At 58.9% G+C, this 22046-nt stretch carries 23 protein-coding genes and 1 tRNA gene; 22 read left to right on the top strand and 2 right to left on the bottom strand.

Features of this window, described 5'->3' with window-relative positions:
- The first annotated feature begins 172 nt into the window (after positions 1-172).
- From AWB64_RS32720 to AWB64_RS12120, 7 genes are all read left to right on the top strand, one after another.
- Positions 173-394, top strand: a complete 222-nt coding sequence (locus tag AWB64_RS32720; RefSeq protein ID WP_060819153.1) for a helix-turn-helix transcriptional regulator — start codon at positions 173-175, stop codon at positions 392-394.
- Positions 395-653: 259 nt separating this feature from the next.
- Positions 654-1967: a virulence-associated E family protein gene (locus AWB64_RS12145; RefSeq protein WP_060819149.1), complete on the top strand. Its 1314-nt coding sequence runs from the start codon at positions 654-656 to the stop codon at positions 1965-1967.
- A gap of 484 nt (positions 1968-2451) precedes the next feature.
- Positions 2452-2640 carry a hypothetical protein gene (locus tag AWB64_RS31570; protein WP_157766622.1) on the top strand — a complete coding sequence of 63 codons (189 nt, stop codon included), beginning with the start codon at positions 2452-2454 and terminating at the stop codon, positions 2638-2640.
- A 1087-nt stretch (positions 2641-3727) separates the two neighbouring features.
- The gene (locus tag AWB64_RS31280; RefSeq protein WP_167353917.1) at positions 3728-4576 is read left to right on the top strand and encodes a hypothetical protein; all 849 of its coding nucleotides are present in this window, start codon (positions 3728-3730) and stop codon (positions 4574-4576) included.
- Positions 4576-5013 carry a hypothetical protein gene (locus tag AWB64_RS12130; protein WP_157766621.1) on the top strand — a complete coding sequence of 146 codons (438 nt, stop codon included), beginning with the start codon at positions 4576-4578 and terminating at the stop codon, positions 5011-5013. Before AWB64_RS31280 ends, AWB64_RS12130 begins: the two co-directional genes overlap by 1 nt.
- Before the next feature lie 13 nt (positions 5014-5026).
- Positions 5027-5209, top strand: a complete 183-nt coding sequence (locus tag AWB64_RS12125) for a hypothetical protein (protein ID WP_060819142.1) — start codon at positions 5027-5029, stop codon at positions 5207-5209.
- Positions 5210-5866: 657 nt separating this feature from the next.
- Positions 5867-6748, top strand: a complete 882-nt coding sequence (locus AWB64_RS12120; protein ID WP_060819140.1) for a hypothetical protein — start codon at positions 5867-5869, stop codon at positions 6746-6748.
- 423 nt (positions 6749-7171) lie between these two features.
- Here AWB64_RS12120 and AWB64_RS12115 read toward each other — a convergent pair.
- Together AWB64_RS12115 and AWB64_RS12110 are read right to left on the bottom strand one after the other, a co-directional pair.
- A tRNA-Ser gene (locus AWB64_RS12115) sits at positions 7172-7261 on the bottom strand.
- A gap of 129 nt (positions 7262-7390) precedes the next feature.
- On the bottom strand, positions 7391-9568 hold the full coding sequence (locus tag AWB64_RS12110) for a malate synthase G (protein ID WP_060819138.1): 2178 nt from the start codon (positions 9566-9568) through the stop codon (positions 7391-7393).
- A gap of 262 nt (positions 9569-9830) precedes the next feature.
- On the opposite strand from AWB64_RS12110, the gene AWB64_RS12105 reads away from it, so the two are divergent.
- The 15 genes from AWB64_RS12105 (at position 9831) to ccmI (ending at position 22033) form a co-directional block, all read left to right on the top strand.
- Complete coding sequence (locus AWB64_RS12105; protein ID WP_060819136.1) at positions 9831-10535, top strand: glutathione S-transferase N-terminal domain-containing protein; 705 nt, start codon at positions 9831-9833, stop codon at positions 10533-10535.
- 326 nt (positions 10536-10861) lie between these two features.
- Entirely contained in the window at positions 10862-11020 is a 159-nt protein-coding gene (gene napE / locus AWB64_RS12100) for a periplasmic nitrate reductase, NapE protein (protein ID WP_060819134.1), read from the top strand.
- Between the two features lie 85 nt (positions 11021-11105).
- Positions 11106-11408, top strand: coding sequence for a chaperone NapD (locus AWB64_RS12095; protein WP_244164041.1), 303 nt, complete (start codon positions 11106-11108; stop codon positions 11406-11408).
- A complete protein-coding gene (gene napA / locus AWB64_RS12090; RefSeq protein ID WP_060819130.1) occupies positions 11380-13884 on the top strand; it encodes a periplasmic nitrate reductase subunit alpha in 2505 nt (834 codons plus the stop codon). The genes AWB64_RS12095 and napA overlap by 29 nt, the downstream gene beginning before the upstream one ends.
- A 28-nt stretch (positions 13885-13912) precedes the next feature.
- The gene (locus tag AWB64_RS12085) at positions 13913-14410 is read left to right on the top strand and encodes a nitrate reductase cytochrome c-type subunit (protein WP_374728618.1); all 498 of its coding nucleotides are present in this window, start codon (positions 13913-13915) and stop codon (positions 14408-14410) included.
- A 9-nt stretch (positions 14411-14419) separates the two neighbouring features.
- Positions 14420-15034 carry a NapC/NirT family cytochrome c gene (locus AWB64_RS12080; RefSeq protein WP_060819126.1) on the top strand — a complete coding sequence of 205 codons (615 nt, stop codon included), beginning with the start codon at positions 14420-14422 and terminating at the stop codon, positions 15032-15034.
- Positions 15035-15041: 7 nt separating this feature from the next.
- The gene (gene ccmA, locus AWB64_RS12075) at positions 15042-15752 is read left to right on the top strand and encodes a cytochrome c biogenesis heme-transporting ATPase CcmA (protein WP_060819124.1); all 711 of its coding nucleotides are present in this window, start codon (positions 15042-15044) and stop codon (positions 15750-15752) included.
- Positions 15740-16408 carry a heme exporter protein CcmB gene (gene ccmB / locus AWB64_RS12070; protein WP_060819122.1) on the top strand — a complete coding sequence of 223 codons (669 nt, stop codon included), beginning with the start codon at positions 15740-15742 and terminating at the stop codon, positions 16406-16408. Before ccmA ends, ccmB begins: the two co-directional genes overlap by 13 nt.
- 20 nt (positions 16409-16428) lie before the next feature.
- Positions 16429-17145 (top strand): heme ABC transporter permease CcmC, encoded by a 717-nt coding sequence (gene ccmC / locus AWB64_RS12065; RefSeq protein ID WP_060819116.1) that lies wholly within the window; start codon positions 16429-16431, stop codon positions 17143-17145.
- 25 nt (positions 17146-17170) lie between these two features.
- Positions 17171-17350 (top strand): heme exporter protein CcmD, encoded by a 180-nt coding sequence (gene ccmD / locus AWB64_RS12060; RefSeq protein ID WP_060819114.1) that lies wholly within the window; start codon positions 17171-17173, stop codon positions 17348-17350.
- Entirely contained in the window at positions 17347-17808 is a 462-nt protein-coding gene (ccmE, locus tag AWB64_RS12055; protein ID WP_060819112.1) for a cytochrome c maturation protein CcmE, read from the top strand. Before ccmD ends, ccmE begins: the two co-directional genes overlap by 4 nt.
- Positions 17805-19844, top strand: coding sequence for a heme lyase CcmF/NrfE family subunit (locus AWB64_RS12050; RefSeq protein ID WP_060819110.1), 2040 nt, complete (start codon positions 17805-17807; stop codon positions 19842-19844). Before ccmE ends, AWB64_RS12050 begins: the two co-directional genes overlap by 4 nt.
- On the top strand, positions 19841-20380 hold the full coding sequence (locus AWB64_RS12045) for a DsbE family thiol:disulfide interchange protein (protein WP_060819108.1): 540 nt from the start codon (positions 19841-19843) through the stop codon (positions 20378-20380). Before AWB64_RS12050 ends, AWB64_RS12045 begins: the two co-directional genes overlap by 4 nt.
- On the top strand, positions 20373-20846 hold the full coding sequence (locus AWB64_RS12040) for a cytochrome c-type biogenesis protein (RefSeq protein WP_063493199.1): 474 nt from the start codon (positions 20373-20375) through the stop codon (positions 20844-20846). The genes AWB64_RS12045 and AWB64_RS12040 overlap by 8 nt, the downstream gene beginning before the upstream one ends.
- On the top strand, positions 20843-22033 hold the full coding sequence (gene ccmI / locus AWB64_RS12035; RefSeq protein ID WP_060819107.1) for a c-type cytochrome biogenesis protein CcmI: 1191 nt from the start codon (positions 20843-20845) through the stop codon (positions 22031-22033). The genes AWB64_RS12040 and ccmI overlap by 4 nt, the downstream gene beginning before the upstream one ends.
- The last annotated feature ends 13 nt before the right edge of the window (positions 22034-22046 follow it).

Raw genomic sequence — 22046 nt, 5'->3', positions numbered from 1 at the left:
TTTATCTTTTCGACTCCCCAGTAAAAACCCCTGCGGCAAATCGCTGCGATGTGCCATACGCATCTGAACCGATGCGAACCCGTCCGAACTAAAACCCACACGTGGAAATGCTGGGCGTGGCGAACGAAAATTCGACCATACCAACCGAACCAGTACGGACTTTTCCGAAACCATGCAAACCAAACCCTCCAAGATTTTGCGCCTTCCGGCTGTCGTAGAGCGCACGTCGATCTGCAAGACTGTCATTTATCAAAAAATGGCACGGGCTGAATTCCCCGTGGCGATCAGGTTCGGGCCAAAGCATATTGGATGGCTTGAATCCGAGATCGATGCCTGGATTGATGAACGGGTGCGCGAATCGCGCGGTCTCGCCGAATTGCGGGAGCAGTCATGAAGTACGGGAGGCAATCGAAGTTTGGTAAGGCAGTTTTTGAGTTCCTCATGGCTGACACAGAGACGCAGCGCATTGTGTCGGCCTGGCGTGCAGCGCATGTGTACTTCATGCGGTACGGAACGTCGCCGAAACGCGCCGCTTTAATCACCCATGATCTATGCCAACTCCGCCAGATTAGCTGGGCTGAACAACGAGCACCGATTACCGACATGCAGATAGCAAAGACAGTCGCTGATGCAGCTAAATCAGTAGGCAGCCGATGATCGACAATGAGATTCTGGCACAGTCTTCCGATGCTATGACTTACGCAGGCCAAGCCATCGCGGACGACGAAGCCGAGCGGAATCGGCCTGGCGGAACCGTTGCGGAACCTTCGCTTGCACAAAATTACCTTACCCGGTTTGGCATAACGCTTCAAATCAATGGACGTGGAGAACCTTTGGGCACTGTCGCCAATGTGCGGACCGTCCTTGAAAAGCATCCACGCTTTGCAGAGCACTTCTGGCTGGACACTTTCCATCAGGAAATGTTCACGACCTGGAATAGTCACGAACCAAGGCGCTGGGCTGACGTGGATCGTTTGGCAATTACCGATGTTTTGCAGGGCGATATGGGCTTGGTGAGGTTCACACCCGACCTGGTGGAGCAAGCGGTGTTTGTGATCGTGAGCAGGGATCAGCGTGACGAATTGGCCGATTGGCTGAAATCCCTGCGGTGGGATGGCACCTACCGCCTGGATGCCTGGCTTCAGCACGCGGCGGGCGTTCCCGACGACGAATATCACACAGCGCTCGCCCACAATTTCATTGTGTCAATGGTCGCACGTGGACTTCAGCCAGGATGCAAGGTGGACACGATGCCCGTGTTTGAAGGCGCGCAGGGCGCGGGCAAGTCCACGCTGTTATCGATCCTTGGCGGCAAGTTCTATTCTGAATTGACGGACTCCCTAGACAACAAGGATTTCTTTGTTTCCATCCAGGGTAAGTGGCTGGTCGAAATCGCCGAGCTAGACGCGTTTCGAAGGTCCGATATCACCCGCATCAAACAAGTTCTCAGTTCCCAAGTTGACCGTTTCCGACCGCCCTACGGGCGCAACGCGAAAGATATGCCGCGCCGCACGGTGTTCGCTGGAACAACGAACGAAAGCCACTATCTGCGGGATGCGACGGGCGCGCGTCGATTTTGGCCTTTGCGCGTTTGCGACATCAACACAGTGTGGCTAGAGCAAAACCGCGAGCAGATTTTCGCCGAGGCTGTAGAGCGTTTAAACGCGGGTTACACGTGGTGGGAAATGCCTGAAGACGCGCAGCGGGAACAAGCAGAGGCGCGCCGAGAAGATGACGTATGGGAGTCGGCGATCACCCAGCATTGCATCGGACGTACTGAAGTAGCGATGTCTGAGATTCTTACCACCGCACTTGGCATCGAATTGTCCAGGCAAACACGTCCAGATCAAATGCGCGCTGCCAAGGCGCTTGCTGCCATCGGGTTCGCGGTTAGGGTCGTGAAGCGCAACGGCAAGAGTTTGCGCGTTTGGAGTCGTACCCTGCCTGAACAAGATTCGCCGTTTTGAGGCAGCAACAGGGTAGCACTTCGGCAATCCGTGCCGCCCTGTTCCTCAAAGGTTACGTCTTCGGTTACGACAGACCGCACTTGGACGTAACCTTGAAACTTCAACCCCCGCTTAGTTTGTTACGTGGTTACGACCAGTTACTACCATTTATAAAGATAACCCTAAATACCCTAAAAAGACGCTGCTATTAGGGGAAGTTTTAAAACGGTCATGTAACCCGTAACCGCCGTAACCTCGTAACCCTCAGCGTGCTTGAAAGGTTTACATAGATGCCGTTGCGGAAATACGTCATACGAATATGCGGCGCGCGTCTATTTTCGTGCCAGGTAAAACTTCATAAAATTTAAGCCATTGAATATAAATGTGTTTTTTCTAAAATTCAGCAGTATTTCCTTTTGCAAACAACAATTTTTTGTTTGGGACAACTAGGATCGCGTCATCACCACACACCATAGAGGCGAAATTGAGCAAACGACATAGCGACGTGTCCACAGCAGTCGTAACTGAGCAGGTAGTACACGTATCGGAGGTGACGCTAATCGAACGTCTTCGATTTATTGGCGTTATTTCGGATACCGAAGGAATCAGCGAAAAGATCAGCCGCGACCTTCAGCGCTTGGTACGTCGCGCTCTGGCTGAATCTGCTTTACGTATCGAGGCAACTCAAATATGAACGAGTGCAGTAGTGCCTATCTGTCTGGCCGTGATGCGCTAGCCCGCCGACACATGCAGATGCTTCGTGCTGTGCCACGTGGTGATGCGTGCGCCTGGATGACAGCAGGCTGCATCGTTGCCGCCGAAGCATTCGATATCGGTCTGAGCGTTTGGCACTTCAGCACCTACCCTGCCAAGCCTTATGGCATGGACACCAGTGTAGGCGCTGGCCAGGCGAACGGTCGCGGCGCGAGTTTGCGGCTACCAAGCGCGAACTACCTGTGACGAGGCGATGCCAGTGGCGAGGCTGTGCGCAGGCGCGAAAGGCATCGATGCGATGCACCCGAAGTGAGCCACCCCCCTAACAATGGGTCCTTCCTCCAGGGACTGCGTTGCGGGGTACAAGGCACCACGTTGAAAAAAATGTGAGTGCATTTTTTAGGACGTTTCCGTTTCCCATAATATGAAAAATACTTTACTTGACCACGACAGCGCAGACAGCGCGACTGAGACCAGCACCGGCACACCTTTCTACGCGTGGACCGCGCAGGAGATGAGCGAAACTTTCGACATTACCCCTCGCCGAATTCGGCAGTACGCCGAGGACGGGCTGCTTCCTCGCCTATCGCGCGGTCGTTTCGATCCTGGCTGGCTTCTCCATCTTCGCTGCGGTGAACGGATAACAGCGAACCTAAAGCGGAAACTGCCGCCTGTTACGTTAGTGGCTATTGGCTGGCTGCGGTCCGTAGGTGCTAAACCTAAGCGTGACGATATTGAAGCAGGAACCGCTCTAGTCGAGAGGAACGGGTACACCCGCGACGACTTCCTGCTTGCGTTAGGGGAAGCGTCAGAAATATCGACCAGATAGCGACGCCCTATTAATCCATTCGTTCTGGTCGCGTTGTGCGAGCGGTGATTTTCCTTTCCGAACCAAAACCCACACGTGGGAAAAATCTGAGACCTTCAGCACAATCCAGAACAGAAACAAAACATAAGTATTCCTAACTCGTTTAAACGCTATGAACACACTCTCACGTCTTCTTGAATTAGCCCGCACAGCGCAGGGCAACAAACCGCTTTTTAAAGATAACGGTGAAGTGCGTGCCGTGATCCCCGGTAAAGCCGTGGTGCGTGGCGTGATCGATTTGCAGGGCGATCTGCTCCCGAAAATACAAGACAATGACGGCACCTTCAAACGCGCGCCGATGGGCACGCCTGCCGTAGAGAATTCAAAGATTGATGCCGCGATCATTGGCCAGTCCTTGGTGGCACAAGCTGGCGCGAACGTCATCCTTTTTAAGGACGCAAGCGAGGCCATTTCAGACACCGCGGGCGGCATCATGATGGTGAGCAAGCCCGCGTACTTCGAAACATACGAAGCCATGCCGTTTTCGCTGGTTCCCGATGGTGAAGAAGTGGGCGTTACCGCGTTGCCAATCAGCCGTGCTCAAATCCACGTGGATGGCACGAGCGGCCCGCAAACCAATACGGGCATTTATGGCCTGCGGTTTGAGTTCACGCGCGCCACTCTGAAGTCTTACCCGAGCGTGGAAGACGCGATCATGCACGCGATCACTGCGGGCCTGGCTCGCACTGCCGACGCAGTTTTGCTGGCCGCCATTGTGGCCGCGACGCCTGCCGCATTCAGCCTGGCTGCCGCTTCTGCATCGGGCGTTCGTATGTCCGAGCTTCGCGCCCTGGTTGGCACGGCTGCGCATGGCGCTGCTATCGATCAAAACGGCGTGCTTCGCGCTGCTGGCATCCAGGCCGAACTGACGCCAGATATGGGTGCCACCGTTATTGGTTCGTTCGCCCGGTCGGCAATCATGATTCGCAGCGACGTGGACGTTATCGCAGAGCGAACGAAAATCGACGGTTCGCTGGCCGTGACTGCCTGGGCAGCATTCCAGCCGCTGCTGCCGGATGCCTCGCGCTTCTGGACGGTGGCCGCGTAATGGCGCTTCACATTTTCGGGCGCTGCGGTAACTGCCGCTCCCTGACAAGCCGAGTAGTGGGCACGGTGCATCAGTGCAGTGTCTGCCTGGCGAATGGTGTGAAGCCAGTCGAGCCGAAGGGCAAGGCGAAGAAATCGCCCGTCGATCTGCCGCGCCATATCGAAGACGCACTGCACGGCGCAACGTATGTGATGCGCTCGCCTGACGGCGCAGGATTCCCGCGAGTCGTGGCGACAATCCCTGCTTTCGGCTCCGTGATGATCGGCGGTGAGGGCGGTGAAGACCTAATAGACCGCATCGAACGGCTGTGGCCTAGGCTTGCCGATGCGCAGATTAGGCGAGTCGTGCAGTACATCGACGCGGGCGCCGCTGCTGCTATTCGCGCTATGACGGAACGCCCTGGCCGCCCGAAAAAACGCTGGATTGATGACTACTGAAAGGGACTATCTGATGCAGACAAACACGCTTGAAGCGACCAGCAAGGCTAAACATTTTTCAGTAGTTGCTGATCGCGACTTATTGGCCGCAATCGAAGCGCACAAGCAGCGCGTCGAGCAGGCTACCGGCATGCGAATTTCACTTTCCCAGGCAGCAGCGGGTTTGCTGCGCCGTGGCCTGGAATCAATCGATTAGTTTCGTCCCGCCTGGCCTTGTGCTCCGAGGGGTATCGCAGCGGGAAAACTGCGGTGAATCGGGTGATTTCTTCGCGCTGGCCACCGACGCCGGAAATATCGGAGGCATTCACTTTTGCAACGGAGCGCAAATGGAGCTAATTCGCTGGATGCGCCGTTGGTTGAATCTTGTTTAACTGATGGACCACAACTCTCTTCTGAAGACAGGTTGGACGCGGCGCCGATATGCGCCGCGTCCACCTAAGGTCGCTATTAGCGGCTAGGTGAGGACCGCCAATGTTGGCACACGCACTCAACCCGCCCAAAGCGGATACGGGTGTATGTGTTAACAAAAACGTCCTTGATACTGCTGGAAAGAGCAAACATGCCCAATCCTCCCATTAGGGATGCAGGACAGTTGTTTTCACAGCGCGCAACGTTTATGTTAACATTGTGCTTGCTATAGCCGTGTGGCATCCGGTGTGTCCATATCACCTTGCCATTACCCTGTGCGTCAACACAGGGACGTTTGCTTAGTAAGAAGCCCAGATTGCGCCTCGTCAAAGGCGCGACTGGGCTTTTTTTGTTTGATCTGCTTTCGCAGAATCAACAAATTTCCTACCGTGATCCCACTGTATCCGACCCCAAAGTTCCTTGTCAATAGATTTGTCATGAACAAGTGAACAAAATCGCACTTGTCGAAATCAAGTTATCTCTCTATAGTTCAGAGAACAACGAGGAGGTTGCTGTGAACGATACCGTAGAGACGCGAAGGACAAAGGAACGTAGTCCCAATTTCCCCTTTATACCGCTGGAATCAGCCCTGCAAAGAGCGCAAGTGCTGTATTCGCACGAGCGCCGCAGCAGCGCGCCGTCTTCCTCAGTCGCAAAGCACTGGGGTAATAGCGAACTAAGCAGTGGTTTTAAACAGACAGTCGCTGCGCTAAAGAGCTACGGGCTGTTATCCGATGAGCCAGGGTCGGGCGCAAGGATGGTGCGATTGACTGACCTTGCACTTCGTATCTTGTTAGATAGTCGGCCCGAATCTGAAGAAAAAGCGGCCTACACCCGACAGGCCGCCCTGACGCCACCCGTAGCAAGTGAAGTGTTTCAACGCTGGCCGGATGGGCTGCCCTCTGACCACACGTTGAGCCATTATCTGATGTTTGATCGGGGTTTCCAGCAGGAAACTGCAGCGCGCGTCGCGCGGACGCTGCGACAAAACGAGTCGTTTGCCGGTTTAAGACAATATTTGAGCGTGCCTGAAAGTGAAATGCCCGCTGGCGACGACCTGGATGCGCCTGAGCCACCCGTACACGAGTTTGATGTGTCGCGAGCTACAGCAGTACCGTCTCAGCTTAATTCGGTGGCGACGAGCGTTTCCGCCCGTAGCGAAAAAATTATCGATCCGAATGGTTTGGACGTCACTGTTGCTTTTAGCGGAGAGCCTACGCAGGAGACGTACGAGTTCCTCGCAGATTACATTGAACTCAGATTAAAACAATTCCAGCGCAAGGCAGCCCGCACGATGGCGGCTGGTTCAGCCGAACCTGCTCCATGAGAATCTTCCCAAATGCCGGAGGCGCGCGGCTCATTGTTCGATATTGACTAAGCGCCGCTTACACCGCGTTTAAAATCCTTGGGCAAAAGCCCTCAGATTTGTTCGTGCATGGGCTTTTTGCGGTGTCGCCTCTCGTAGCACGCCAGATCCGCGAGGGCAACGGTGGTGACAAACTCCTGACCCAACACCCACCTATAGCGGTTTGCCGCGTCACCATGAGAGTTGTTGACCCAGTACGTACGGAGCCTTTGTGCGCTGCGCATCCAACTGCGACCAAGCAAGCCTCTAGTCAAGCTGATAAAGGCTTACCCAAACGGCTTTCTATTCGCCAAATTGCACCGTTTAAAGTGTAGTCTTAAGTGTATATCGGGCTACATCCCGAAACAAAAAAGCCCATGAAATCATGGGCTTATCCGCGTATTCTGGCGGAGAGACGGGGATTCGAACCCCGGTTAGGTTTGACCCTAAACACGCTTTCCAGGCGTGCGACTTAAACCGCTCATCCATCTCTCCAGCAAGTCGCGGATTATAGCAAACTCGCGCGTTCGTGCCAGCCCCTTGTGTGACGACCTTCGTGAAAGGCAAGAATCGCTAGGAACAATGGCGGTGGCGATGAACCCGATTGGCCCATCGCCAAGTCGACTACCCCCGCAACGCCTTCACTTCCAACCGGAACTTGTGCAACAACGGTTCCGTATAACCGCTCGGCTGCGCGCGCCCTTCAAACACCAGCGCCTTCGCCGCCTTGAAAGCCAGCGACGTTTCGAAGTGCCCGGCCATCGGCTGGTAATACGGATCGCCTTCGTTCTGCGCGTCCACCACCTTGGCCATGCGCTCGAACGTCTCGTTCACCAGCGCCTCCGAAACCACCCCGTGATACAGCCAGTTCGCAATATGCTGGCTCGAGATCCGCAGCGTTGCGCGGTCTTCCATCAGGCCGATATCGTGGATATCCGGCACCTTCGAACATCCCACGCCCTGGTCCACCCAGCGCACCACGTACCCCAGAATCCCTTGCGCGTTGTTCTCGATTTCCTGGCGAATCTCGGTATCGGACCACTGGGCCTTTTCAACGACCGGAATCGTCAGCAGCCCGTCGAGCAACGCATCGCGCGCGCTGTCGTACCCGGTCTTCTCCAGCTCTTGCTGCACGGCCTGGACGTCGACTTGATGGTAATGCAGCGCGTGCAGCGTAGCCGCGGTCGGCGAAGGCACCCACGCCGTGTTCGCGCCGGCCTTTGGATGCGCAATCTTCTGCTCGAGCATGGCGTGCATGAGGTCGGGCATCGCCCACATGCCCTTGCCAATCTGGGCGCGCCCACGCAAGCCCGAACTCAACCCCGCGAGCACATTGTTGCGCTCATACGCCGTGATCCATGCCGACGTTTTCATGTCGCCTTTTCGCATCATGGGACCGGCTTCCATGGCGCTGTGCATTTCGTCACCGGTGCGATCGAGAAAGCCCGTGTTGATGAACGCCACGCGCGCCGATGCCGCTGCAATGCAAGCCTGCAGGTTGACGCTCGTGCGCCGTTCCTCGTCCATGATGCCCATCTTGATGGTGTATCGCGGCAAGCCAAGCAGATCTTCGACACGGCCAAAAAGCTCATCGGAGAAGGCGACTTCAGCCGGTCCGTGCATCTTGGGCTTGACGATGTAAATCGATCCCGTGCGCGAATTGAGCTTGTTTTTCAGATCATGCAGGGCGCCAAGCGACGTCATCACGGCGTCGAGAATGCCCTCGGGAATCTCGTGGCCTTCGCGATCGACCACGGCCGGATTGGTCATCAGGTGCCCGACGTTGCGAATGAACAGCAGCGAGCGGCCATGCAGCTTGACCGTGGAACCATCGGGCGCGGTGTATTCGCGATCCGCGTTCAGACGGCGCGTGAAGGTCTTGCCGTTCTTCGTGACGTCCTCGGCCAGGTCGCCTTTCATGAGGCCGGTCCAGTTGCGGTAGAGCTGGACTTTATCTGCGGCGTCGACGGCCGCGACCGAATCCTCGCAATCGATGATCGTCGATACAGCCGCTTCCATCAGCACGTCCTTCACATGCGCGGCGTCGGTCTTGCCAATGGAATCCGCCGCGTCGATCTGGATCTCGAAGTGCAGGCCGTGGTGCTTGAGCAGGACGGCGGAAGGCGCGCTTCCTTCGCCCTGGAAGCCGATGAACTGTTCAGGAAACTTCAACGCCGACGAACCGTTTTTCAGCGCGACGGCGAGCTTGCCGCCTTCCACGCGATACGCGGTGGCGTCGGCATGCGAGCCGTTTGCGAGCGGCGCGGATTCGTCAAGAAAGGCACGCGCGCGCGCAATGACCGCTGCGCCGCGAGCCGGGTTGAATTGCGCGGTGCGCTCAGCGCCGTTGGTGTCGGGAATGGCGTCGGTGCCATAGAGCGCGTCGTACAAACTGCCCCAGCGCGCGTTCGCCGCGTTGAGCGCATAACGCTGGTTCGAAAGCGGCACGACGAGTTGCGGCCCGGCCTGCGTGGCGATTTCCGTATCGATATTCTGCGTGGTCGCCTTCACCGCCGAACTTGCCGGCACGATATAACCAATGCCTTCCAGAAACCCGCGATACGCCTTCAAATCGCGCACTGGCCCAGGATTCGCGCGATGCCATTTATCCAGTTCCGTCTGCAGCCGGTCGCGCTCGGCAAGCAACGCGCGGTTCTTCGGCGCGAGGTCGTGAACGAGGGCATCGAAACCTTTCCAGAAGGTGTCGCTTTCAATGCCGACGCCCGAAAGCGCCTCATTTTCGACGTACTCGGCGAGCACGTCGGCAACCTGTAATCCGTTTCGCTTAATCATTTGACTCATGAGTATCTCCAGCTCTGTTTATATTCGTCGCGATGCAGCATTGTAGGTGCCATGTTAACGCTTCTTGAACCAGTCGGCCCGCTGGTGACGCAATCCGAGGCATGGAGGATCACCTCTACGGTCGCGCTGGCGCGCGGCGCCAAAAGACAAGTTCAGCCGAAATGACTATATTTGTCGGCCTGCCGCGCCGAAACAACCCGGATCAATCATGCAGGCGGCGCATCATTTCCGACCGGCCCGTGCTTTTGTCTAGAGGATATCCATGACCGAGTTGTCCGCTTTCCCCGTCACAGCAAAATGGCCTGCGCAGCATCCCGACCGGATTCAGCTTTATTCGCTGCCAACGCCCAATGGCGTCAAGGTTTCGATCATGCTGGAGGAGACCGGCCTGCCGTACGAACCGCATCTGGTCAGCTTCGAGACCGGTGACCAGATGTCGCCGGCGTTTTTATCGTTGAATCCGAACAACAAGATTCCTGCGATCATCGATCCCGATGGTCCGGACGGCAAGCCGCTGGGGCTGTTCGAATCGGGCGCGATCCTGCTTTATCTCGCCGATAAATCCGGCCAGTTCATCCCGCAAGACGCCGCCGGCCGCTACCAAACGATCCAGTGGGTGATGTTCCAGATGGGCGGCATTGGCCCGATGTTCGGGCAACTTGGTTTCTTCAACAAATTCGCCGGCAGGGACTACGAAGACAAGCGTCCGCGGGATCGCTACGTGGCCGAATCAAAACGCTTGCTGGCCGTGGTCGAAGAGCGGCTCGTGGCCCGCAAGTGGATCATGGGCGACGACTACACCATCGCGGACATAGCGAGTTTCCCGTGGATTCGCAATCTGGTCGGTTTCTACGAAGCGGGCGAACTGGTGGATTTCGACAGTTTCCCGAACGTGAAACGCGCGCTGAACGCATTCGTAGCGCGGCCGGCGGTGGAAAAAGGATTGAACATTCCGAAGCGGGGCTGAAGCTTCCAAGTGAGCTTTCCTGAGGCGGCCGCTGCGCCGCCTCATTCACTACCGTTTCAATTAACCTCGCGCGCATTTTCAGGCATTGAATTTTTTAATGAAACGTAAAGCGTATTGATAATAAAAAATTTAAATTCAATAATTGCTTGCATCCCATGCGATGCATTGTTATTAAAATAAAAACTCAGAAATAGTCGGCTTTATCGTTCCTGCGATATCAAACAATAAACCGCTTGACGCTTTTCTCTCCTGCGCCAACAATCAATCCCACAGCAGCATCTCGAAAACACGGTTTTAATTGCGTGTCTTATCACGTCGCCATAATCATGACAGAAACCGAAACGTCCCTTCGAAAAACCGAGGAACTGCGCAGCTTCCTGTTCCTGACCATCGTCATGGTTCCGGTGCTCACCATTGTGTTTGTGGCTGCTTACGGTTTCGCGGTCTGGTTTTATCAAATGCTGATTGGCGGTCCGCCTCACTGACTTATTCGCGAATCTATTGGTTTGACGTTACACAACGACAGGAGTCGGGGTTATGTCTGCGCGACTGAAAAATGCATTCGTCGAAATGGCTTTAATTTCAGAGGCACATATTGCGGGCATCGTCGTGCACGCGAGTAAATCGAATATCGAAAAAATCAGGCAGGCCATTTCAACGTTGCCCAGTTCCGAGATTCACGCAATCAGTCCGGAAGGGAAAATGGTCGTGACGCTCGAAGCCGGCCGGTCGGGGATTATCGCGGATCAGATAAAAGCCATCAGCGCGCTGCCGGGTGTTTATTCGGCATCGCTGGTTTATCAGCATCACGAAGACGTCGCAGCGCTTGACGAGGAGATTCGCGATGAGCCTGACGCGTCGAAGCTTTATTAAACAGACGGCCGCCGCCACGGCCGCATCGGCGGCGGGCATGGCGTTGCCTGCGTTCGCCACGGGTGCGGACAGGCTGCTTGGCACCTTATCGGACACCGAAGTCACGTGGTCGAAGGCGCCGTGCAGGTTCTGCGGAACCGGCTGCGGCGTAAGCGTGGGGGTGAAAGGCGGGAAGGTGGTCGCGACCCAGGGCGACCCGCAAGCGGAAGTGAATCGCGGGCTGAACTGTGTGAAGGGCTATTTCCTTTCCAAGATCATGTACGGCGAGGACCGTCTGACCACACCGCTGTTGCGCATGAAAGACGGCAAGTATGCAAAGGACGGCGAGTTCACGCCCGTCTCTTGGGACCAGGCGTTCGCCACGATGGCTGCGCAGTTCAAGCGCGTGCTGAAAGAGAAGGGTCCCACGGCCGTTGGCATGTTCGGTTCGGGACAGTGGACGGTGTTCGAAGGCTACGCGGCGGTCAAACTTATGAAGGCGGGCTTTCGCACGAACAATCTCGATCCGAACGCGCGGCATTGCATGGCCTCGGCGGTGACGGGTTTCATGCGCACCTTCGGCATGGACGAGCCGATGGGCTGTTATGACGACATCGAACAGGCCGATGCGTTCGTGTTGTGGGGGTCGAACATGTCGGAGATGCATCCGATCCTCTGGACCCGGGTGACCGACCGCAAGATGAGCTTCCCAAAGACGAAAGTCGCGGTGCTGTCCACATTCGAGCATCGCAGTTTCGATCTTGCGGACTACAGAATGATCTTTACGCCGCAATCGGACCTGGCCATTCTGAATTACATCGCGAATGTGATCATCAAGACGAATCGCGTGAACAAGGACTTCGTTGGCAAGCATGTGAGCTTCAAGCAAGGCAATGCGGACATTGGCTACGGTCTTCGTCCCGGGCATCCGCTGCAAAAGGCCGCGAAGAATGCGGGCGATCCGGCCGGCGCGAAGCCAATCGACTTCGATACCTTCGCGCGTTTTGTTTCGAAGTACGACGCCGATTACGTGACGAAATTATCCGGGGTATCGAAGGTGAAGCTCGATCAACTGGCCGAACTGTACGCGGACCCGAAGATCAAGGTGATGTCGTTCTGGACCATGGGTTTCAACCAGCACACGCGCGGCACGTGGGCGAACAACATGATCTACAACCTGCATCTGCTGACAGGCAAGATCGCGACTCCCGGCAACAGTCCGTTTTCGCTCACGGGGCAGCCGTCGGCGTGTGGAACGGCGCGTGAGGTCGGAACGTTTTCGCATCGGCTTCCGGCGGACATGGTGGTCACGAACCCCGAGCACCGGGAGCATGCGGAGCAAATCTGGAAGCTGCCGGCAGGGACAATCGAGCCCAAGCCCGGCTATCACGCGGTGCTGCAGAACCGCATGCTGAAGGACGGCAAGCTGAATGCTTACTGGGTCATGTGCAACAACAACGTGCAGGCGGGTGCGAACCTGAACGAAGAGATTCTGCCGGGATATCGGAATCCCGATAACTTCATCGTGGTGTCCGACGTCTATCCGACCGCAACCGCTGTTTCCGCCGATCTGATCCTGCCTGCTGCAATGTGGGTCGAAAAAGAGGGCGCCTATGGCAATGCCGAGCGGCGCACGCAGTTCTGGCATCAACTCGTCAATGCACCCAACGGCGCGCGCTCGGATCTCTGGCAACTCGTGGAATTCTCGAAGCATTTCAAGGTCGAGGAAGTCTGGCCGGCGGAATTGATTGCCCGCAAGCCCGAACTAAAAGGCAAGACGCTTTATGACGTGCTTTTCCGCAACGGCCAGGTCGACAAGTATTCGCTGAAGGAAACGAGCGCCCATTACGAAAACAGTGAAGCAAAAGCGTTCGGCTTCTATCTGCAAAAAGGTCTCTTTGAGGAATACGCGAGTTTTGGCCGGGGACATGGCCACGACCTCGCGCCTTTCGACGCCTATCACGAAGCGCGTGGTCTGCGCTGGCCGGTCGTGGATGGCAAGGAGACGCGCTGGCGCTACAAGGAGGGCTCGGACCCCTACGTGAAGGCGGGAACGGGCTATCAGTTCTACGGCAACAAGGACGGACGCGCGGTGGTGTTCGCGCTGCCCTACGAACCGCCGCCGGAGCCGCCGGACAAGGAGTTTCCGTTCTGGCTGGCAACGGGACGCGTGCTCGAACACTGGCACTCGGGGTCCATGACGCGGCGCGTGCCGGAGTTGTATCGGGCGTTTCCGAACGCCGTGTGTTTCATGCATCCGGACGACGCCCGGGCGCTCGGCCTGCGGCGCGGTGTCGAGGTCAAGGTGATGTCACGGCGTGGTTTCATCCGCACGCGTATCGAGACGCGTGGCCGCGACAAACCTCCGCGCGGTCTCGTGTTCATCCCGTGGTTCGACGCGAGCCAACTGGTCAACAAGCTGACGCTGGACGCGACCGATCCAATCTCGCTTCAGACCGACTACAAGAAGTGCGCAGTCAAGATCGTCAAGGTCTGAGGAGGCAGCCATGCGATCGATACGTGTAATGAGCGTGGTGAATGCGGTCATGACCGCAAGCCTGTTTCTGTTTTCGCAAGGAGCGCCGGCGCAGCCGGTGATTCCCGCCGAACCGTTTCATGACGCCCTGCGCGGCACGACGCCTCTGGACGAAGAGGCGAAACCGCCGTTGATTGCTCCAACCGAAAATAAGGATGTCATCCGTGGCCGCGCCTATGCACAGCAGCCGCCGACGATCCCGCACAAGATCGATGGCTATCAACTCGACAAGGACGCCAACCGCTGTCTCGCGTGCCACGCGAGGAGCCGCGCGGCGGATAGCGCAGCGGTGCCCATCGGCATATCCCACTACCTCACCCGAGACAATGCCACGCTCGGAAGTCTCTCGCCGAGGCGCTATTTCTGCACGCAGTGTCATGTCACGCAAGCCGATGCGAAGCCGCTCGTTGGCAACACGTTCACGGATGTGGAAGATGTGCGCGCCGCGCCCGGGCCTTCCGCGCCGCGGCCGGCCGGCAAGAAGTAGGAGCGCGCGATGTTCGGCCTGATCAAGCGTTACTGGCAAACCATCAACCGCCCAAGCACGTACTACAGCCTGGGTTTTCTGACGCTTGGCGGCTTTGTTGCGGGCGTGGTGTTCTGGGGTGCGTTCAACACGGCGCTCGAAATGACGAGTACCGAAGCGTTCTGCACGGGTTGCCACGAGATGCACGACAACACGTTCGCCGAACTGAAAACCACGATCCACTACAGCAATCGCAGCGGCGTGCGGGCAATCTGTTCGGACTGCCATGTACCTCACAACTGGACGGACAAGATCGCAAGAAAGATGCAGGCGTCAAAGGAAGTGTGGGCAAAGGTGTTCGGCACGGTCGACACGCGCGAGAAGTTCCAGGACAAGCGGCTGGAACTCGCCGAGCATGAATGGCGCAGGTTCAAGGCCAACAACTCGCTGGAATGCCGGAACTGCCACTCCTTCGAGTCGATGGATTTCACGCGCCAGAGTCCGCGCGCGCAAAACGCACACCAGCGCTTTCTTGCGACGGGCGAGAAGACCTGTATCGATTGTCACAAGGGCATTGCACACGAACTGCCGAACATGACGCAGGCAATGCAGGATGAACAGTTGCGCGAAGCGCGTTCAAAGTGAGGGCACCATGACGAATCAAGATCTGTTTTTCACATCCGATATGACGTCGGACCGCGATTCGCGAAATCGCGGCAACGCGCTGTTGTCCGTCGATAAGCTCGGCTTCGACCGTGCCGGAGAAATGCTTTTCAGTAACGTCGCTTTCGACGTGGACGCGGGTCAGGTGCTGCAGATCCACGGTCCAAACGGCAGCGGCAAGACCACGTTGCTGCGCGTGCTGGCGGGACTCTTGCGGCCAAGCGCGGGGACCATCCGGTGGCGCGGCAGGGACGCTCACGCACATCCCGAATCGTGGCGGCAGTCGCTTGCGTATCTCGGGCATTTGAACGGCATCAGCGACGAACTCACCGCCGCTGAAAACCTGGCCTTCAGCGCCGTGTTGGGCGAAGTCGCGGAAGAGCGTGTGGAAGTCGAAGAAGCTGCGCTCAAGAGCGTGGGGCTCGACCGGTATCGGCATGCAATCGTGCGGGGGTTGTCGCAGGGACAGAAACGCCGGCTCGCCATCTCGCGGCTGCTGCTCGAACACAAACCGCTGTGGCTGCTCGACGAGCCCGCCGCCGCGCTCGACGAAGAATCGTCCAGCGTGCTCGAGGACGTCATCAAGGGGCATCTGGAGCGTGGCGGGATCGTGCTGATGACCACGCACAAGCTGATCACGACGTCGCCCTCGGCCACGCGCAATCTCTACTTCGAACCGAGCGGCCGATGCTCAGACTGACCGCGCGCATTGTGCAACGCGAACTCGCCTTGACGTGGCGAAGGCGCACGTCGGCGCTCGGTTGCCTGCTGTTTTTCGTGATCGCGCCGAGTCTGTTTCCATTGGCGCTTGGCGCCGATCCCGCGTTGCTGCAAGCGGTCGCACCAGGCGTGTTGTGGGTCACGGCGCTGTTCGCCGCCATGCTTTCGCTCGCGCGTTTGTTCGGCCCGGATTTCGCCGACGGCGCCCTCGACCAGATGCTGCTCTCGCCGCAATCATTGCTCGCGATGGTCATGGCGAAGATCGGCGCGCACTGGCTGACAAGCGGCTTTGCGCTGGTGTTGCTGGCGCCGGTCATGGCGCTTCAATATGGCCTTGCCTTCGACGCTGTCTGCCGTCTCACGCTCGCGTTGTTGATCGGTACGCCAGTGCTGAGCCTCATTGGTTCGATGGGCGCAGCGCTCACGCTCGGCGTGCGCGGTGGCGGCATGCTGCTCGCGGTGCTGGTGCTGCCGCTGGAAACGCCGGTGCTGATCTTTGGCGCCAACGCCGCCGATTCATCGCGAGCCGATGGATGGTCCGCGGCTAACTTTTCCCTGCTCGGCGCGGGCTTGTTGGCCGCGCTTGCGCTGTGTCCTGTCGCCACTGCTGCGGCACTGCGGATTTCCGCTGAATGAGCCCGACGAACGAGTCTGAAATGAATTCCACATTCGCTCAAACTGGCTGGTTGCGTTACGCGTCGCCCAAACCGTTTCATCGCCTGGCGGGAAAGATGATTCCCGGCTTTGCGATCGCGGCAATTCTCTTCGTGATGCCCGGCATTCATATTGCGTTGTTCGTCGCGCCCACCGACGCGGTGCAGGGCGACGTATATCGCATCATGTTCGTGCATGTGCCGGCTGCGTGGATGTCGATGCTGCTCTATGTCGTGATGGCCGCATACGCTGGACTCGGCCTCGTGCTCAACACACGGCTTTCCGCGATGATGGCGCGCGCCGTCGCGCCGACCGGCGCGCTCTTCACCGCGCTCGCGTTGATCACCGGCGCGTTGTGGGGCCGTCCGACCTGGGGCGCGTGGTGGGTCTGGGACGCGCGGCTCACGTCCGAACTGATTCTGCTGTTCCTTTACCTAGGCTTCATCTCGCTGCATGGCGCGATCGACGACATCCGCCGCGCCGATCGCGCCTGCGCCGTGCTCGCGCTTGCAGGCGTGATGAACGTTCCGGTCATCTACTTCTCGGTGCAGTGGTGGTACACGCTGCATCAGGGCGCGTCACTGTCTTTTGGCAGCGGCGTGTCCATGGATGCGTCGATGCTCGCCGGCATCCTGGTCATGACGCTGGCGTTCTGGTGCTATGCCATCGCCGTTGTGCTCGTGCGGGTGCGGCGAATTATCGATGAACGGGAATCCTGATTAACAGAAGAAAGGGGTGAGGACCATGAACGTCTTGAATAGCGCGAGCGGGGACCTCTGGTATTTGTGGGTCGCATTCGACATTACGTTTCTCGTACTGGCGATTGAAATTGCAGTCACGGTCAACGCTGGAAGGAAGTATCGGCGGCGTGAACGTATCGTCCAGCCGAGCACACGTACGAGCACGCTGACGGAGAGACCGTGAAAGGGCGCACGCGGCGCGCGTGCGGCGTCGCTGCCGGGCTGGTGACGCTCGGCGGTGCGGCGCTGCTGGTCCTGAACGCGTTCAATTCCAACGTGATGTTCTTCGTCACGCCGAGTCAGCTTGCAGCGGATAGCGTGGCGCCCATGGCGCGGCTGCGCGTGGGCGGCCTGGTCGAGCGTGGCTCCGTCCAGCGTGATCCGGAAGGCTTGACGGTAAGGTTCATGATTACGGATACCGCGCGCGAGATTCCCGTTGTGTATCGCGGCGTATTGCCTGATCTGTTTCGCGAGGGCCGGGGCGTGGTAGCGCAAGGGCGTCTGTCGCCGGAGGGCGTCTTCGTGGCGGATCAGGTGCTTGCCAAGCACGATGAAAACTACATGCCGCCCGACGCCGCGGAGGCGATCAGGCGCGCGCGTTCCACGGTAAAAGTATCGGACAGGACAGGAGCGCTCCGATGATCCCCGAACTCGGCCAGTTCGCGCTGATTGTCGCGCTGCTGCTTTCGCTTACCTGTGGCGTGCTGCCGCTGATCGGTGCGGCGCGCGGCATACCGGGCTGGATGCGTTGCGCGTGGCCGCTCGCGCGGGCGCAAAACGCGTTCGTTGCGATGGCGTTCGGCTGCCTGGCGGTATCGTTTATAAACGATGATTTTTCGGTGGCCTATGTGGCGTCGAACTCCAATTCGATGCTGCCCGCCACCTACCGTTTTGCCGCGGTGTGGGGCGGGCATGAAGGCTCGTTGCTGCTCTGGACCTTGCTCCTGACGCTCTGGATGACAGCCGTCTCCGTTTTCAGCAAGCAGCTTCCGGTGCCAATGGTCGCACGCGTGCTCGGCGTGATGAGCTGGATCAACGCGGGCTTCCTGCTCTTCATGCTCTGGACGTCGAACCCGTTCATACGCCTTCTGCCTCCCGCCATGGACGGCCGCGATCTTAATCCGTTGCTGCAAGACCCTGGCATGGTCTCGCATCCGCCTATCCTTTACATGGGCTACGTGGGTTTTGCCGTGGCGTTTTCGTTCGCGGTATCGGCGCTCTTGTCGGGTGAACTCGACGCCACGTGGGCGCGCTGGTCCCGCCCATGGACCACGGCCGCGTGGACCTTTCTCACGCTCGGCATCATGCTTGGTAGCGGCTGGGCATATTACGAACTCGGCTGGGGCGGATGGTGGTTCTGGGACCCGGTCGAGAATGCATCGTTCATGCCGTGGCTCGTGGGCACGGCGTTGATGCACTCGCTTGCAGTCACCGATAAACGCGGCAGCTTTCGCGCGTGGACCGTGCTGCTGGCCATCTGCGCGTTCTCGCTGAGCCTGCTTGGCACGTTCCTCGTGCGCTCGGGCGTGATTACATCTGTTCATGCATTTGCGACCGACCCCACGCGAGGCATCTTCATTCTCGTATTCCTCTCGATAGTGACAGGCGGCGCATTGATGCTGTTCGCGTGGCGCGCGCCGAAGATCGGACTGGGCGCGGGCTTCGCGCTGGTTTCTCGCGAGGCGTTGCTGTTGTCGAACAATGTCGTGCTCATGGTGGCCGCCGCTTCGGTGTTGCTCGGCACGCTGTATCCGCTGTTTCTCGACGTGTTCGGGCTCGGCAAGATTTCCGTCGGCGCGCCGTATTTCGACGCCGTGTTCGTGCCACTCATGACACCCGCCATTTTCCTGATGGGCATTGGTCCAGTCGCCCGATGGAAGTCCGCACGCGTGCCGCACCTTGCCATGCGGCTGGGCTGGGCGGCGCTGGTGAGCGTGGCGTCGGCGGCGGCCATGCCGTTGCTCGCGGGCGAGTTCAGGCCGCTGGTTGCATTGGGTATCGGGCTTGCGGTGTGGTGCGCTAGCTCGGTGCTGACCGCACTCGCCATGCGTATTGCCGAGCAGCGCGAAGGGTTTCTGCTGCGTTTCTTTCACGTACCGCGCGGTTTCTACGGCATGCTCGCCGCGCATCTGGGCGTAGGCGTTTTCGTCGCGGGCGTGACGCTCGTCAAAAGCTATGAAAGCGCCGGCGATGGACGGCTCGAGGTTGGCCAGTCGATCAGCGCCGGAGGCTACACGTTTCGCTTCGACGGCACGCAGGCGGTCGATGGCCCGAACTATCGCGCGTTACGGGCGACCGTCGTAGCAAGCCGCGATGGCGCGGTGGTCGCGGTGATGCATCCGGAGAAGCGGTTTTTTGCCGTGCAGAAGACAACGATGACCGAAGCCGCCGTCGACCGTGCGCCGTTGCGCGATCTCTATGTCGCGCTCGGTGACGCAGCCGGCGACAGTGCAAGCGCATGGACTTTGCGCGTGCAGGTGAAACCGCTTGTCGACTGGATCTGGGCGGGCTGTCTCCTGATGGCGTTCGGTGGCCTGCTCGCGGCGAGCGACCGGCGGTATCGGCTGGCGGTGCGGATGCAGCGTGAAGCGTCGGCGGCTTCTGCTGTACTCGCACGCAACCGCCTCCGTCCCCGGGCCGGCATTGCAACAACGCATGCCAAGGAGACGCGCCAGTGAAACGTTTTCTGCTGCCACTTATCCTGTTTGCGGGCTTGAGCGTGGTGCTGGCGGCGTCGCTGTCCAACGACCCGCGGCGGCTGCCCTCTGCGTTTATCGGCAAGCGTGCGCCCGCGTTCGATCTGCCGCGCCTCGATACCCCCGGAAGAAATCTCTCGCCCGATGCGTTACGCGGGCACGTCTGGATCATGAACGTATGGGCGTCATGGTGCGAATCCTGCCGTGATGAACACGCATTGCTGATTTCGCTTGCAGGCAGGAACGTGGTGCCCATCTACGGGCTCGATTACAAGGACGAACCCGAGGCGGCCCGGCAATGGCTGCGGCAGGCGGGCAATCCGTATATTGCGTCGATGGCGGATCGCTCCGGGCAGACCGGCATTGACTATGGCGTGTATGGTGTGCCGGAGACGTTCGTGATCGACCGGCAGGGCGTGATCCGTTTCAAGCGTTCGGGGCCACTCACGCAAACCGCGCTCGATACCCAGATTCTTCCGCTGGTGCAAAAGCTGCAAGGCGAGGACAGCGATGAATAAGCTCGCGGCCTTGCTGTTCGTACTCGGATGTTTCGCGCAAGCAAATGCGCCCGCGAGCGAGGTCGTGCCCAATGCCACCAACGCGAGCGCGAACGCGGCAATCAAGGAGCGGATACAGCGGCTCGAATCGAACTTTCGTTGTCTTGTATGCCAGAACGAAACCATTGCGGATTCGACTGCCGATCTCGCGGCGGATCTTCGCGCGATCATCCACGACCAGGTCGAGCAAGGTGCGACCGATGCCCAGATTCGCGATTACATGGTGACGCGCTATGGCGACTTCGTGCTCTACGATCCGCCGTTCAAGCCGCTGACTTTCGCGCTTTGGATCGGGCCTTTCGTGTTGCTCGTGTTCGGCTTCGCAGTGCTTGTGGTTGTGGTGTTGCGTCGGCGCAGAACTGCTCCGGCGGCTCTCACGGACCTTGAGCGCAGGCGCGCCCGGCGTCTGCTGGGTGGACGCCTATGATCACGTTCTGGATCGTCGCGGCCGCCATGCTGATCGTGGCTGTGTTATGCGCGGTCGTGCCGTTGATGCAGCGCGAACCCGCGGTGGATGCACGTGAGTCGCGCGCGTTGAACGTGTCGCTGTATCGGCGTGAACTCGCCGGCGCCGATCAAGACCGGTTGGCAGGCGTGCTATCGGACGATCAGCACGCCGCCTTGCGCAGCGAAATAGAACAGCGCGTTCTCGCCGATACCCGCCCGCTCGCCGCGCAGTCGCTCGTGCCTCCGCCAGGTCCGCGAACGGCGACGCGCGCGGCCACGAGCGCACTCTTGATCGCGCTGTTTCCTGCCGTGGCGTGCGCGCTATACCTGAAGCTCGGACAACCGGCGGCGCTCGACCTGGACGAGACGGTGAGCGCCTCATCCGGCGAGTCCCACGACATGAATGCTTCCTCGGTGGAAATGATGGTGTCGAGGCTCGCGTTCCGCCTGAGGAGCCGCGTGCCCGATCCGCACGATGCCGCCGATTGGGCCACGCTCGCGCGCTCCTATGCGGTGCTAGAGCGCCCGTCCGACGCAGCCGCCGCGTATGCCCGCGCGGTCGCGCTGGAACCGGGCGACGCACAATTGCGCGCCGATTTCGCCGATACGCTCGCAAGCGCGAACGAAGGCCGGCTCGACGGCCGCGCATCGGAAGAAATCGCGGCGGCGCTGGCACTTGAAGCATCGAATCCAAAAGCACTGGCGCTGGCGGCGTCGGCGGCGTTCGAAGCGCGGCGCTTTGCTCAGGCGATCGGCTATTGGCGGCGCCTGATCGACACGCTCGACGCCGCGTCGCCCATCGCGATCCAGGCGCGCAAAAACATAGACGAAGCGTTGGCCTTGAGCGCCATCACCGTGACGCTGCAGTTCGCCGACGGGGTGCAAGCCATGCCCGGCGCAACGGTGATCCTGAGCGCACGCGCGCAAGGCGCGGCGAGCACGTTGCTGGCGGAGCGCCATTTATCGGCGAACGATTTGCCGGCGACGATCATGCTCGATGATTCGTTCGCCATCAATCCCGCCGATACCCTCTCGGCCTATCCGAAAATCAGCGTGCAAGCGCGCGTTGTAGCGGCGACGGGAGAGGGCGGCTTGAGCGCGCAAACCAACGTCGCCGGATCAGAAAACCGGCGCGCCACGCTCGTGATTACCGCGTCATCCGGATAGGAAAATCGAAAAG

It is taken from the genome of Caballeronia sordidicola, assembly GCF_001544455.2.
Lineage (GTDB): Bacteria > Pseudomonadota > Gammaproteobacteria > Burkholderiales > Burkholderiaceae > Caballeronia > Caballeronia sordidicola.
This window is presented reverse-complemented; position numbering and strand designations above follow the sequence as displayed.